The organism is Devosia sp. GW821-FHT12F11 (assembly GCF_058806655.1).
Map to the genome: position 1 here is coordinate 890,312 of NZ_JBXAPX010000001.1, position 12,691 is coordinate 903,002.

At 66.8% G+C, this 12,691-nt stretch carries 14 protein-coding genes; 4 read left to right on the forward strand and 10 right to left on the reverse strand.

Annotated features, from left to right (window positions below):
* Positions 1–40 precede the first annotated feature (40 nt).
* Both AC1ROK_RS04475 and AC1ROK_RS04480 read right to left on the reverse strand, forming a co-directional pair.
* A complete protein-coding gene (locus AC1ROK_RS04475) occupies positions 41–817 on the reverse strand; it encodes a hypothetical protein (protein ID WP_492844224.1) in 777 nt (258 codons plus the stop codon).
* Positions 818–928: 111 nt separating this feature from the next.
* Entirely contained in the window at positions 929–1,825 is an 897-nt protein-coding gene (locus tag AC1ROK_RS04480; protein WP_492844226.1) for a LysR family transcriptional regulator, read from the reverse strand.
* Positions 1,826–1,928: 103 nt separating this feature from the next.
* On the opposite strand from AC1ROK_RS04480, the gene AC1ROK_RS04485 reads away from it, so the two are divergent.
* Positions 1,929–2,552 carry an NADPH-dependent F420 reductase gene (locus tag AC1ROK_RS04485; RefSeq protein ID WP_492844228.1) on the forward strand — a complete coding sequence of 208 codons (624 nt, stop codon included), beginning with the start codon at positions 1,929–1,931 and terminating at the stop codon, positions 2,550–2,552.
* A 106-nt stretch (positions 2,553–2,658) separates the two neighbouring features.
* On the opposite strand, the gene AC1ROK_RS04490 is transcribed toward AC1ROK_RS04485, so the two are convergent.
* Positions 2,659–4,005 (reverse strand): MFS transporter, encoded by a 1,347-nt coding sequence (locus tag AC1ROK_RS04490; protein ID WP_492844230.1) that lies wholly within the window; start codon positions 4,003–4,005, stop codon positions 2,659–2,661.
* A 212-nt stretch (positions 4,006–4,217) separates the two neighbouring features.
* On the opposite strand from AC1ROK_RS04490, the gene AC1ROK_RS04495 reads away from it, so the two are divergent.
* Entirely contained in the window at positions 4,218–4,586 is a 369-nt protein-coding gene (locus tag AC1ROK_RS04495; RefSeq protein WP_492844232.1) for a DUF423 domain-containing protein, read from the forward strand.
* Between the two features lie 198 nt (positions 4,587–4,784).
* On the opposite strand, the gene infC is transcribed toward AC1ROK_RS04495, so the two are convergent.
* Positions 4,785–5,321 (reverse strand): translation initiation factor IF-3, encoded by a 537-nt coding sequence (gene infC, locus AC1ROK_RS04500; protein ID WP_492844684.1) that lies wholly within the window; start codon positions 5,319–5,321, stop codon positions 4,785–4,787.
* A gap of 185 nt (positions 5,322–5,506) precedes the next feature.
* Between infC and AC1ROK_RS04505 the strand changes: the two genes are divergently transcribed.
* Entirely contained in the window at positions 5,507–6,310 is an 804-nt protein-coding gene (locus AC1ROK_RS04505; protein WP_492844236.1) for an alpha/beta hydrolase, read from the forward strand.
* A gap of 170 nt (positions 6,311–6,480) precedes the next feature.
* On the opposite strand, the gene AC1ROK_RS04510 is transcribed toward AC1ROK_RS04505, so the two are convergent.
* The 4 genes from AC1ROK_RS04510 to AC1ROK_RS04525 form a co-directional block, all read right to left on the reverse strand.
* A complete protein-coding gene (locus AC1ROK_RS04510; protein WP_492844238.1) occupies positions 6,481–7,134 on the reverse strand; it encodes a GNAT family N-acetyltransferase in 654 nt (217 codons plus the stop codon).
* Entirely contained in the window at positions 7,131–8,003 is an 873-nt protein-coding gene (locus tag AC1ROK_RS04515; protein ID WP_492844240.1) for an SDR family oxidoreductase, read from the reverse strand. The genes AC1ROK_RS04510 and AC1ROK_RS04515 overlap by 4 nt, the downstream gene beginning before the upstream one ends.
* Before the next feature lie 13 nt (positions 8,004–8,016).
* Entirely contained in the window at positions 8,017–9,168 is a 1,152-nt protein-coding gene (gene queG / locus AC1ROK_RS04520) for a tRNA epoxyqueuosine(34) reductase QueG (RefSeq protein WP_492844242.1), read from the reverse strand.
* A gap of 111 nt (positions 9,169–9,279) precedes the next feature.
* Positions 9,280–9,957 carry a glutathione S-transferase family protein gene (locus AC1ROK_RS04525; protein WP_492844244.1) on the reverse strand — a complete coding sequence of 226 codons (678 nt, stop codon included), beginning with the start codon at positions 9,955–9,957 and terminating at the stop codon, positions 9,280–9,282.
* Positions 9,958–10,054: 97 nt separating this feature from the next.
* Here AC1ROK_RS04525 and AC1ROK_RS04530 point away from each other — a divergent pair, with 97 nt between their 5' ends.
* Positions 10,055–10,867, forward strand: a complete 813-nt coding sequence (locus tag AC1ROK_RS04530; RefSeq protein ID WP_492844245.1) for an undecaprenyl-diphosphate phosphatase — start codon at positions 10,055–10,057, stop codon at positions 10,865–10,867.
* Positions 10,868–11,027: 160 nt separating this feature from the next.
* Here the strand turns inward: AC1ROK_RS04530 and AC1ROK_RS04535 are convergent, their stop codons facing one another.
* Positions 11,028–11,750, reverse strand: coding sequence for a copper homeostasis protein CutC (locus AC1ROK_RS04535; protein ID WP_492844247.1), 723 nt, complete (start codon positions 11,748–11,750; stop codon positions 11,028–11,030).
* Positions 11,747–12,661, reverse strand: a complete 915-nt coding sequence (locus tag AC1ROK_RS04540; RefSeq protein WP_492844686.1) for an ROK family protein — start codon at positions 12,659–12,661, stop codon at positions 11,747–11,749. Before AC1ROK_RS04540 ends, AC1ROK_RS04535 begins: the two co-directional genes overlap by 4 nt.
* Between the last annotated feature and the right edge of the window lie 30 nt (positions 12,662–12,691).

A 12,691-nucleotide genomic window follows, 5' to 3' on the forward strand; every position in this document is an offset into this window, starting at 1 on the left:
CCATCATAGCGTGTTGTGACTTAAGGCAGCGTTGCCAGCCTTACCGCACGATCTCCGACCACGGCCGGCCGCTGCGGGCGGCGGCGGCGGCGAGTGCGATGGAGCGCTTCTGCGCGGCGGTCAGTTCGTCCGAGACGATGTTGGCGGCGTTTGCCGGATCGAGCATGGCTCGCGGCACCAGCAGGCGCTCGAAAAAGCCGAGCGCCGCCCAGACATTGTCCGCCAGCGCTCCGGCCGGACGACGGCGCAGCGCAGCAAGCGTCGCGAGCTCAAGATAGTAGGATGGGAAGTCCAGCCCGTTCTGGTCGCGCCAGAGTTTGAGGATCCGGACCTCGTCGTGCCAGCCGGCGTCGTGGCTGTCGAGCACGTGCTGGTGCAGGTTCGTGGTGATCGCAGCGGCCCGGCGGGTTGAGTAGATCTCGTGGATGTCCGAGATCATCGACAGCCGTTTGGCCGGCAGCAGGTCGACGACCATGGGCCCGAGGTTGAGCGCCAGCGTCACGTCCCGGCGGACCGGTGCGAGGCCCAGCCGCTGGAATGCGGAGAACATCGACTCGTAGATGTCGGGGATGCGGCGCTCCGACTGGGCGTGGATCCACACCACGTAATCGATGCTGACACCGCTGCAGTTAGCCATCGATTTCTCGAAGCCGCCGCCCGGCGTGATGTCAACGATGTGGTGGCTGCCCCAGGCCCGGCAGAGTGCGGTGATCTTGCTCTCGACGCGCGTCAGTTCGGCCATCGCTTCGCGCGTGATCATCTCGCGATCGAGGATGTCCCGAAGGTAGTCGGACGCCGACACGGTACTGACTGCCACTTGCATTGTCGCATTTTACGATAATGCTCCGGGTCTAACCAGTATTGCGCCCGGTTAGATGCCGATGTGGTTACCGAAGACAGTTAATCTGCCGAGGAGAACAATATTGGCTCAGGCCGCGGTGTCCTTGAGGCCGCCGGCGATGGCTTCCATGAAGGCGCTCAACCGGCGCGGCACCAGCCGCCGCGACGGATAGACCAGGTGGATCGGCAGCGTCATGCGTTGCCAGTGCGGCAGCACCTCGACCAGCTGGCCGGAGCGCAGCGGCTCGGTGACGAGGTCGACCGGCAGGTAGACGATGCCCGCGCCTTCCAGCGCCGCCGCCAGTTGCGCCTCGCCATTGTCGATCTGCAGTCCACCCTCGACCTCGGCAATCACCGAGGCGCCGCCCGGGCCGATGAATGGCCAGCGGTTGCGCGGGCTCATATTGAGATTGAGGATGCAGCGGTGCTGCCTCAGCTCGTCCGGGGTCGCCGGCAACCCGAACGCCGCTTCGTAACCGGGTGAGGCGACGCAGCGGAAGCGGTAGGTGCCGATCCGGCGCGCGATCATCGTCGAGGCTTGCAGTTCGCCCACCCGGATGGCGACGTCAAAACCTTCGGCGATCAGGTCGGCGCGGCGGTCGTTGAGGCTGAGCTCCACCGTCACGGCAGGATTGTCCTCGCAGAACCGCGCGACGATGCCGGCCAATCGGTGGATGCCGAGCGTCGCCGGCCCGGTGGCGCGGATGCGGCCCGAAAGCTTCCCCGGCTCGGTGCGGGTGAGATCGTCGAGCTCGGCCACCGCCTCGAGCACGGTCTCCGCCTGGGCAAAGAAACTCTCGCCCAGCTCGGTCAGCCGCTGCGCCCGCGTCGTGCGCTCGATCAGCCGGGCGCCGTGATCCTCCTCCAGCGCCTGGATGCGGCGACCGACCATCGCCGGCGAGATGCCGAGGAGCCGCGCCGCCCCGGCAAAGCTGCCGGATTTGACCGCCGCGACGAAGGTTTCGAGGTTGGTGAGCTCTGCCATTCGATACTCCAGCGCAACAGTGAAGCGCAATCGGCGGCAATTCTATACCTCTCTGTCGACGCGTAGATAGAGGTCATCGCAATCGCAGGATGGAGCTTTCGAAATGACCACCACCGCAATTCTCGGCCTCGGCAACATGGGCAAGGGTCTCGCCAAGCGTCTCGCTGGCAAGACGCAGCTGGTGCTCGGGGCCTCCAACCCGGCCGCTGCCGCCGAGTTCGCCACCTCGGTCGGCGCCTCGGTAACCGACTACAAGAACGCTGTGCTCGCCGCCGACATCGTCGTCCTGGCGCTGCCTTATGGCGCGGCGCTGGAACTCGCCGGCAAGCTGCCGCTGAGCGGCAAGATCGTCGTCGACATCTCCAACCCGGTGAAGGCGGACTTCTCCGGTCTCGCTATCGGCCACACCACGTCCGCCGCTGAAGAGCTGCAGGCGGCCGCCCCCTCGGCCAAGGTGGTCAAGGGCTACAACACCATCTTCGCCAGCCTGTTCGACACCCCGGTCAGCGCCACCCAGAACGTCCCGGTCTTCCTCGCCGGCAATGACGCCGCCGCGGTCGATGCCGTTGCCGAGCTGGTCACCGCTTCGGGCTTTGCAGTCGAAAGGGTCGGCGGCCTCGATGGCGCCCGCCTGGTCGAGCCGGTCGGCATGCTCAACATCCGCTTCGGCTACGGCCTCGGCCAGGGCACTGCCATCGCCCCGACCTGGCTGAAGCTGGCGGCGTGAGCCCTTCGCACCAAACATGACAAAGGCCGGGGAGCGATCCCCGGCCTTTCTGCTGCGCGTCGTTGTTGCGGCGACTGGGCGATGGAGGGACGGTTGCCCCAGTTTTCTAGGCGTCGATGTCGACGTCCTTGGTCTCCTTGCCGAGCAGCAGCGCGATCAGCGTCAGCACCGCCATGGCGCTGAGATAGACGCCGACCCAGAACGGGCTGCCGGCGCCGAGACTCCACAGCGCCACCGCGATGAACGGCGCGACCGCGGCGCCGAGAATCGACGAGACGTTGTAGGAGATGCCCGAGCCGGTGTAGCGCACGTTGGCCGGAAACAGCTCGGGCAGCAGCGCCCCCATCGGGCCGAAGGTCATCCCCATCAGGGTAAAGCCGAGGATCAGCCAGGCCATCACGCCGACGAAGCCGGCCGACAGCAGCGGCACCCAGCAGAGCCCGAACACCACGATGCCGAGCGTCACCCCGATCAGCGTCCTGCGGCGTCCCCAGCGATCGGCCCAGGGGCCGGAGACCAGGGTGAAGATGCCGAAGAACACCACGCCGACGATCATCATCAGAACGAACGTGTTGTAGCTGTAGCCGAGGCCGGGAACCGCAGCGTCGACGGCGGCGCGGCCGAAGCTCAACGAGAACGTCGTCATCAGATAGAACAGCACATAGGTGGCGAGCATGTAGAAGGTGCCCAGGATCAGCGCCTTCCAGTGCGTGCGGAACGCCGCAGCCAGCGGCAGCTTCTGCAGCTTGCCGGCAGTCCTGGTCTTCTCGAACGCGGCGCTCTCGACGAGGTTGAGCCGGACCCACAGACCCACTGCCACCATCACCACGCTGAACAGGAACGGGATGCGCCAGCCCCAGTCGAGGAAGGCGGTGGAGGGGCGCGACGGATCGTCGGACGGCAGCAAGGCGGCGATGATCAGGAACAGCCCGTTGGCGATGATGAAGCCGATCGGCGCACCCAGTTGCGGGAAGGTGCCAAAAATCGCGCGCTTGCCCTTGGGGGCATTTTCGGTGGCAACCAGCGCCGCACCGCTCCATTCGCCGCCCAGCGCAAAACCCTGCGCCACGCGCAGCAGCACCAGCAGTGCTGTGGCGATCCAGCCGGTCATCTCGTAGGTCGGCAGTACGCCGATCAGGAAGGTGGCGATACCCATGGTGAGAAGCGAGCCCACCAGCGTCACTTTGCGGCCGGCCCGGTCGCCCAGGTGACCGAAGAAGATCGCCCCGAGCGGCCGCGCCACCATGGCGGCGCCGAACACCGCGAACGAGGCGAGCAGCGCCGTGGTCTCGTTGCCGGCGGGGAAGAACAGATGCGGGAACACCAGCACGGCGGCGGTGGCATAGATGTAGAAATCGTAGAACTCGATGGTCGTGCCGACGAGGCTCGCCAGGATCACGCGGGAACGCGGATTGGCAGGCACGGTGCCGGACGACACGGCGACGGTAGTCATCAAAGGAACTCCAGACAGGCGCGGTGGCTCGATCGGGATCGAACGCACGGCCGGGCAGGAGTCGGGAGGAGTTCGAAGCGAGCGCCGCAATGGGCTCCGTACCTGTGGGTACGGTCAGGCGAGGACATGTTCCCTCCGGCGCCCGAGTGCAAGTAGAATCTTCGGCATCGGCGCGCGCGCGCCGAGATTCTGTGGTCAGCCTGGAGCATCCAATGTCGAACCCCGCCCTCGCGTCTCGCCTGCTGCTGGTGGCAGCCGGCCTTTGCGGGGCGCTCGGCGTCGCCGCCGCGGCCCGCGCCAGCCATGCCGGCGATGACACTCTCGGCATCGCTGCGAACTTCCTGCTGCTCCACGCGCCCGCGCTGATCGGGCTGAGTCTCATGGCGGCGAGCCGGGTAACCCTGGCCGCGGGCATCGTGCTGCTGCTCGGGCTGGTGCTGTTCGCCGGCGATCTCGTGGCGCGCTCGCTGCTCGGCGGGGCGCTGTTCCCGCTGGCCGCTCCGCTCGGTGGTGGCGGGCTGATCGTCGGCTGGCTGCTGGTGGCGCTGGCTGGGGCGGTGGGGCGGCGGGGAGCACCGTAGTTTCCTGCCCCACCCCCTCCCGGCCTCCCCCATCAAAGGGGAGGTGTGGGCGGTGCATGGGTACCAGCGAAGACACACGCTCGACCCTTCACCTCCCCTTTGATGGGGGAGGCCGGGAGGGGGTGGGCAACAAGCACAGCACCAAAAACAAAGGGCGACCCGCGGGCCGCCCTTGCTAACCTCATGTCGCTGTCGCCCTTACTTCGGCGCCAGCACCATCACCATCTGGCGGCCTTCGGAGCGCGGCGAGGATTCGACCTTCGCCTTGGCTTCGAGCTCGGCCTGCACCTTGATCAGCAGTTGCATGCCCAGTTCCTGGTGCGCCATCTCGCGGCCGCGGAAGCGCATCGTCACCTTCACCCGGTCCCCGTCTTCGAGGAAGCGGTGCACCGCTTTCATCTTGGTCTCGTAATCGTGCGTGTCGATGTTCGGACGCAGCTGGATTTCCTTGACCTCGATGACCTTCTGCTTCTTGCGCGCTTCGGCGGCCTTCTTCTGGGCAGCGTATTTGAAGCGCCCAAGATCGAGCATCTTGGCGACGGGCGGCACCGAGTTCGGGGAAATGATGACGAGATCGAGTCCCTGCTCCTGCGCCTCGGACAACGCCTCGCGCGTCCGCACGACGCCACGGTTGGCGCCTTCGGCATCAATCAGCTGGACATCGGGGGAGGAGATATCTTCGTTAGATTGCGGCCCATCTTTCTGGGGCGCGACGGGTCTCATGGGACGACGAATGGGAGGCGATCCTTCGATTGTTACCGGAGCGGCGGGAAATCGCGGCTAAAATCGTGCTGCGACGACCATAAGTCAACACCGGAACAGACAAGAAACAGCAGTGAGGCGCGGTTTGATGACAAACTGTTGCCGTGAAGGCTAACGCGAGGCAAAAGGCCGGCACAGGCAGATGGAGTCGGGGACGCGTGGAACCTGCGGTTGACTATCTGGAGGTGGGTGAGGGTCTTGAGGCGCGCCGCATCGCCATGCTGCGCCGGCCGGGCAAATCTCCCGGCATCTTCTGGCTCAACGGTTACCGCTCCGACATGGGTGGCACCAAGGCCTCGGCGCTCGACGCCTTCGGCGCCGAGCAGGGCCTTGCCGTCACCCGCTTCGATCATTCCGGCAACGGCCTGTCGGGCGGCGATTTCCTCGATGGCACGGTGAGTCGCTGGCTCGAGGAGTCGCTCGCGGTGTTCGCCACCACTTCCGGCCCGCAGGTGATTGTCGGCTCCTCGCTCGGCGGCTGGCTGGCGCTGCTGATGGCGCGCGAACTGCGCCGGCGGGGCGAGGGCGACCGGGTGAAGGCGCTGGTGCTGATCGCCCCCGCCGTGGATGCGACGGCCGAACTGATGACCAAGCGCATGACCAAGGCGCAACTGGCGGCGCTGCAGCGCGACGGCGTCGTGCAGCGGCCGTCGCAATATTCCGACGAGCCCTATCCCTATACGGCCAAGCTGATCGAGGACGGCAACCAGCATCACCTGATGTTCGGTCGCGGCATCGATGTCGGCGCGCCGGTCACCATCCTGCAGGGCGGCAAGGATCCCGATGTGCCGCGCGAGCACGCCATGCGGCTGGTGCAGCACCTGCTCACCGACCCGGTGACCTTCACCCTCATTCCCGATGGCGACCATCGGCTGAGCCGGCCCGAGGATCTCGAGCTGCTGAAGGCTGCGGTGGAACGCGAAATCACCGTGCCGCCCGAGCAACTGGAGTTGGGGCTTTAGGGGCGGCCCACCCGGGCCGGTCGTGGCGCTCAATCATCGCCACCCCCATGATGTCATCCCCGCGAAGGCGGGGACCCAGTGGGATATCTCAGCGCCGATGATGGTTGCGGCATCCCACTAGGTTCCCGCCTTCGCGGGAATGACGCCGGTGGGAGTCGGTAACGGTCGAACTAGCCGAACCGCAGCGGCGTCTTCTGCTGCCCATCCGCACCAAAATTGCCCGGATCGAGCCAGCGCTCGAACGCGGCTTTCCTCGCCGGCCACTCGCCGTCGAGCATCGAGAACCAGGCGGTGTCGCGGTTCTCGCCTTTCATGATCATGTGTTGCCGGAACAGCCCTTCGTAGCTGAAGCCGAAGCGTTTGGCGGCGCGCTTGCTCGGCTCGTTCCGGTCGTTGCACTTCCACTCGAAGCGGCGATAGCCGAGGTCCTCGAAGATGTGGCGGGCGAACAGGTACAGGGCCTCGGTGGCGCGCGGCGTGCGCGCGATCGCCGGGCCCCAGTAGATCGAGCCGATTTCGATGACGCCGTGCTCCGGCACGATGCGCATCAGCGCCTGCCGGCCGCCGGCCTTGCCGATCGACTTGTCGATAACGGCAAACAGCATTGGGTCGGCCTTGCCGAGGGCGCTCTTGATGAACGCCTCGGTGTCGGCCTGTGCCTTGGGCGCATAATCGCCGAGATAGGCGAAGCGCTCGTCGCCGTCGGGAACGTTCGAGGCTTCGAACAGGTCGGCGGCGTGCGCCAGGGTCAGGGGTTCGAGCCGCACATAGCGGCCATCGAGCACCACGCGCTGCGGCGGGGTGGCGGGCCTGGGAGCGCTCATTGCCGGCCTTTCCAGATCGCGTCGAGACCTTCGCGATAGGTCGGATAGAGCAGGTCCGCGCCGAGCGCCGCCAGCACTTTCTTCGACGAAACGCGTTTGTTGTCCGAGTAAAAGCTCCGCGCCATCGGCGTCATCTCGGCGGTCTCGAACGGGATCTCGGCCGGCGGCTCGATGCCCATCACATGGGCGGCATAGGTGACGAGATCCTGCGGCGGCGCCGGCTCGGTATCGGCAAGGTTGTAGGTGCCCTCGAGATCGCTGAGCGCGGCGCGCGCCGTGATCCGGCCGATATCGGCGACATGGATGCGGTTGAACACCTGGTTCGGTTTGACGATGCGGCGGGCCGTACCCTCGCGCAGCTTGTCGAAGGCGGAGCGGCCGGGGCCGTAGATACCGGCCAGCCGCACGATGAACAGCGGCACGCCGCGCTCCCTGGCATAGTCACGCCAGGCCTGCTCGGCCTCGACCCGTTGCTTGGAGCGAATGTTCAGCGGCCGGGTCGGCGCGTCCTCGTCGATCCATTCGCCGCCGAAATCGCCATAGACCCCGACGGTGGAGAAATAGCCGATCCACTCGAGGTTCGGCGCTGCATCGAGATCGGCACGGTGCAGGTTCAGCGCCGGATCGCCGCGCTCGTCGGGCGGGATCGAGAGGATCACGTGCGTCGCCTGGCGCAGGTCTTCGCTGAGCGTCGCGCCGGGCACCTCGCCGTCGAACACGTGGATGCGATAGGCCGAGTCGGCCTCCGACTCGGCGGCTTCGGCGCTGCGGGTGGTGCCGGCGACGGGAATTTGCGGGTCGGCCAACAGGTGCAGGGCGCGAGCGGTGGCGCGCGAGGAATAACCCATACCGAAGAAGAACAGGCGCATCTCAGATAGAACTCTAGTTTGCGCGCGCCGGCTGGACGACCGCGCTCCACTCTGCCTGGACGCTGATGTCGCCTTCATCGGGCAAAAACGCAAGCGCCAGCGCATCCGCGCGCTCTTTCGTCACAAGCCGGCGCACCGCCCAGACCGCTGCGCCGCGGATCAGCGGGTCGGGGTCGCTGAGGCGCGCTTCGGCCAGCGCGACAAGCGTCGGGTCGGAGGAATTGCCGACGGCGATCAGCACGTTCCTGAGGAACCGCGCATGGCCGATGCGCTTGATCGGCGAGCCGGCGAACAGCGTGCGGAAACCGGCATCGTCGAGCTGCACCAGATCGCCCAGCGCAGGGGACTTGAGCTCGTCGCGGGCCCTGAGCTTCATCTCGTGCGTCTCAGAGGCGAACTTGTTCCAGGGGCAGACGGCTAGGCAATCGTCGCAGCCATAGATGCGGTTGCCCATCGGAGCGCGGAACTCCAGCGGGATCGGACCGGGATGCTCGATATTGAGGTAGCTCAGGCAGCGCCGCGCATCGAGCTGGAACGGCGCCGGGAAGGCGTTGGTGGGGCAGACATCGAGACAGCGCCGGCAATTGCCGCAGCTCTCGGCATGCGGTTCGCTGGCCGGCAGTTCGGCCGAGGTGAAGATGGCGCCGAGGAACAGCCACGAACCGTACTCGCGGCTCACCAGCACGGTGTGCTTGCCCTGCCAGCCGATGCCGGCCACTTCGCCCAGCGGCTTTTCCATCACCGGCGCGGTGTCGACGAACACCTTCACCTCGGCCCCGGTGCGTCGGCTCAACAGCCCCGCCAGTTCCTTGAGCTTGCCCTTGATGATGTCGTGATAGTCCCGATTGCGGGCATAGACCGAGATGTTGCCGAGCGAGCGGTGCTCGAGGTCGGCCAGCGGGTCGCTGTCGGGCCCGTAGTTCATCCCGACCACGATCACTGACCTGACCTCGGGCCATAACGCCTCGGGCGCCCCGCGCCGCTCGGCGGTCTCGGCCATCCACGCCATCTCGCCATGCCAGTCCCGGGCGAGGGCGATACCGAGCTTTTCCGGCAGGTCCGGCCGCGCATCGGCTCGCGCCACGCCGAACGCCTCGAAGCCGAGGGTCTTGGTGCGGTCGCGCAGTTCAGCGAGGAGAGTGACCGGATCTGGCGTTGCTTTCACAGGGTCATCCCCGCGAAAGCGGGGACCTCCGTTTGCGGTGTCGCAAAGAAGACCGAGGTTCCCGCCTTCGCGGGAATGACACCGTGCAACAAGGCTAGCACAGCGGGGAGGCTAGAAGTCCAAGTCTGCATAGCCGGCCGCGGCGGGCATCCCGGCGACGCGATCGTTGAGCAGGGTGCGGAAGGCCGGGCGGGATTTGATCCGGGCATACCACTGCCGGGTTTCGGGCGAGGTGTCCCACTGCACGTCGCCCAGATAGTCGAGGCTCGACAGGTGCGCCGCCAGCGCGAAATCGGCCAGCGTCATGGTGTCGCCAGCAATCCAGTGCCGGGTGGCGAACAGCCAGTTGAAATAGTGCAGGTGCTCCCCGAGGTTCGCCTTGGCGACGCGCAGCACGCCCGGCTCGGGCGTCATGCCGCGCTGGTCGCGCTTGACGATCTTTTCCTCGAGCACATAGCGCGTCACTTCGTCATTGAGCTTGACCAGCACCCATTCCAGCAGCCGCCACATCTCGTTGCGCAGCGCCGCATGCGACGGAAACAGCCCGGCGACGGCGGCCGGCACATAGCGGTCCTCGATGGCGTGGATCACCGCCAGCGTCCCCACCACCGGCGGTTCGCCGTCCTCGGCGAGGATCGGCACCGTCGCCGCCGGATTGATCTCAAGCAGCCCCGGCTCACGCCGCCAGGGCTTGATGTCCTCGAGGTCGATGCCGACGCCGTATTCGGCGAACATCAGACGGGCGAGGCGGGAGGAGGGGTCGAGCCTGTGCTGCAGCAACCGTGGCATGCGGTGAAACGATCCTTGCCGATCCTTGGCGGGCCCGGGCAAATCGCGCTAGATGCGACGCTTGCCGCCCAACCGGTGGGATGAGTTAGGGGATCAGATGAACGCCGATCAAGGTCTTTTTGTGCCGCTGATCCTAGGGATTATCGAGGGGCTTACCGAATTCCTACCGGTCTCCTCGACCGCCCATATCCTGCTCGCCGGGCACTTCCTCGGCTTCAACAGCCCGGGCCGGGTGTTCGAGGTGCTGATTCAACTGGGCGCCATCCTCGCTATCCTGGTGGTGTATTTCCAGCGCTTGCTCGGCATCGCCAAGGACGCGATCGCGAGGAAACCCGGGGCTCTGCGCTTCATCCTCGGGGTTATTCTCGCCTCGTTCCCGGCGGCGATCGCCGGCGTGCTGCTGCACGATTTCATCAAGACGGTGATCTACGAAACGCCGGTGGTGTTCTGCGTGTCGCTGATCGTCGGCGGCATCGTGCTGCTCTATGTCGACCAGCTGAAGCTCACCCCGAAGTACACAGATATCTACAACTACCCGCCGCTGCTCTGCCTCTATATCGGGCTGTTCCAGATGCTGGCGCTGATCCCCGGCGTGTCGCGCTCCGGCTCGACCATCGTCGGCGCGCTGCTCTTGGGCACCGACAAGCGCTCGGCGGCCGAGTTCACCTTCTTCATCGCCATGCCGATCATGGGGGGAGCGTTCCTCTACGACCTCTACAAGAGCCGCGAGTTCATCACCGCCGAACTCGGCGCCGCGGTGATCATCGGCTTCGCCGCCGCCTTCGTCACCGCCTTCTTCGTGGTGCGCTACCTGCTCGACTATATCTCGCGCCACGGCTTCGCCATCTTCGCCTACTGGCGCATCTTCGTCGGCGCCATCGGGCTGTGGGGGATTTTGCTGTTCGGGTGAGTGGGCGCTGAAGGTGAGAATGCTCGCCAACCGTGACGCAATCTCGGTGTCATCCCCGCGAAAGCGGGGACCTCCGGTTGCGATCTTGCAGGTGGCACCAAAACAGAGGTTCCCGCTTTCGCGGGAATGACCCGGTGGTTGTAGCGAGAGCGCGCCGGTCCTAACCCGCCATCGCCGCCTTGAACGCCCGCACCACGTGCGCGTCGGTGCGCCGGCGGGTCTCCGCCGCAAAGCCCAGCCGCACCGCCGGGGCGCTGCTTGCCGGGCCGGGTGAGGCGCAGGAACTGTGCACTTCGTCGACCGGCACCGCCGCCAGCAGTGCGCCGACATTGGCGGGCGTCAGCCCCGAGCCGGCCATGATCTTGATCCGGCCGCGGGCGGTGGCAAGTGCTGTGGCGATGTTGTCGACCCCATCGAGCGCCACGTGCACGCCGCCCGAGGTAAGGATGCGCTCGAACTTCAGCGCGATTGCCGCCTCCGTCGCCTCGGCGAAATCCGGCACCAGGTCGATGGCGCGATGCAGGGTCGAGCCGAGCCCCTGGGCCTGGTCCAGCAGCCGGGCCAGCACCTTGAGATCGAGTTCGCCATTCGGCAGCGACGCCCCCAACACCACGCCGGCAAGGCCCGCCGCGCGGATGGCATCGATATCCCCGAGCATGGCGTCGAGGTCAGCGTCGTCGCAGACGAAATCGCCGCTGCGCGGCCGGACGATGGCGTAGACCGGGATCGGCGCGGCTGCGGCCAGCCGCATCAGGCCAGCGGAGGGTGTCAGGCCGCCCAGTTCGAGCCCCGAGCAGAGCTCGATCCGGTCGCCGCCACCGGCAATGGCGGCCACCAGGCTTTGCGGATCGGCGACGCAGACTTCAAGCAGGCGGCTGGTCACGCGGCGTTCTCCGTAAAACCGAGGATGGCGGCCCCGACGAGGCCGGGCTCTAGCGTGAGTCGCGAGGGTACCACCAGCGGCGCGCTGAGCCGGCGCAGGATGCGCTGGCGCACGGCGGTGTCGAGCAGCGCGATGAATTCCGGGGCTTTGCCGAGCCCACCGCCCACCGGCACGATGCTCGCCCCGACGACGTTGATGACCAGCGCCAGCGGTCCGGCGAGCAGGTCGATCTGCACCTCGATGGTGCGGGCGGCCCTGATGTCGCCGGCCTGCCAGGCCTCGACAATGGCGGTGCTCGGCAGGTCGATGCCGCAGAGGTGCTTGTGCAGCCGCTCCATGCCGCGTGCCGCGCCGATGGTGTCGACGCAGCCCACCTGGCCGCAGCCGCAGGCAAAGCGTGGAATGGCGACCGGCGGGTTGCCCGCCGAGGTGGCGGCGACCGGGCCATGCCCCCACTCGCCGGCAAAGCCGCCGGCGCCGTTGACGATGCGGCCATCGATGACGATGCCGCCGCCGACCCCGGTGCCGAGGATGGCGCCGAAGACGATGCGGTGTCCGCGCCCGGCGCCCTCGATCGCTTCGGCGAGGGCGAAGCAGTCGGCATCGTTGGCGACGAACACCGGGCGACCCAGCTCTGCCGCGAGTTCGGCCGACAGTCGGCGGCCGTCGATACAGGGGATATTGGCACAGGTGATGATGTCGGTGGCCGGGTCGACCACGCCGGTGATCGAGATGGCGATCGGCGTTGCCGTCGGTGCGCCGGCCGCGTCGGCGACCGCACGGATGGCGGCGACGAACGCGCCGAAATCGGCGAGCGGCGTCGGCACCCGGCCCAGCGGTGTCAGCTCGGAGGGGTTTTGGGCCAGCGCCGCCTTGATCCCGGAACCGCCAATATCGAAGCAGATAATCATCACTGTTGAGTGCTTTCTAACGAGCAGGCA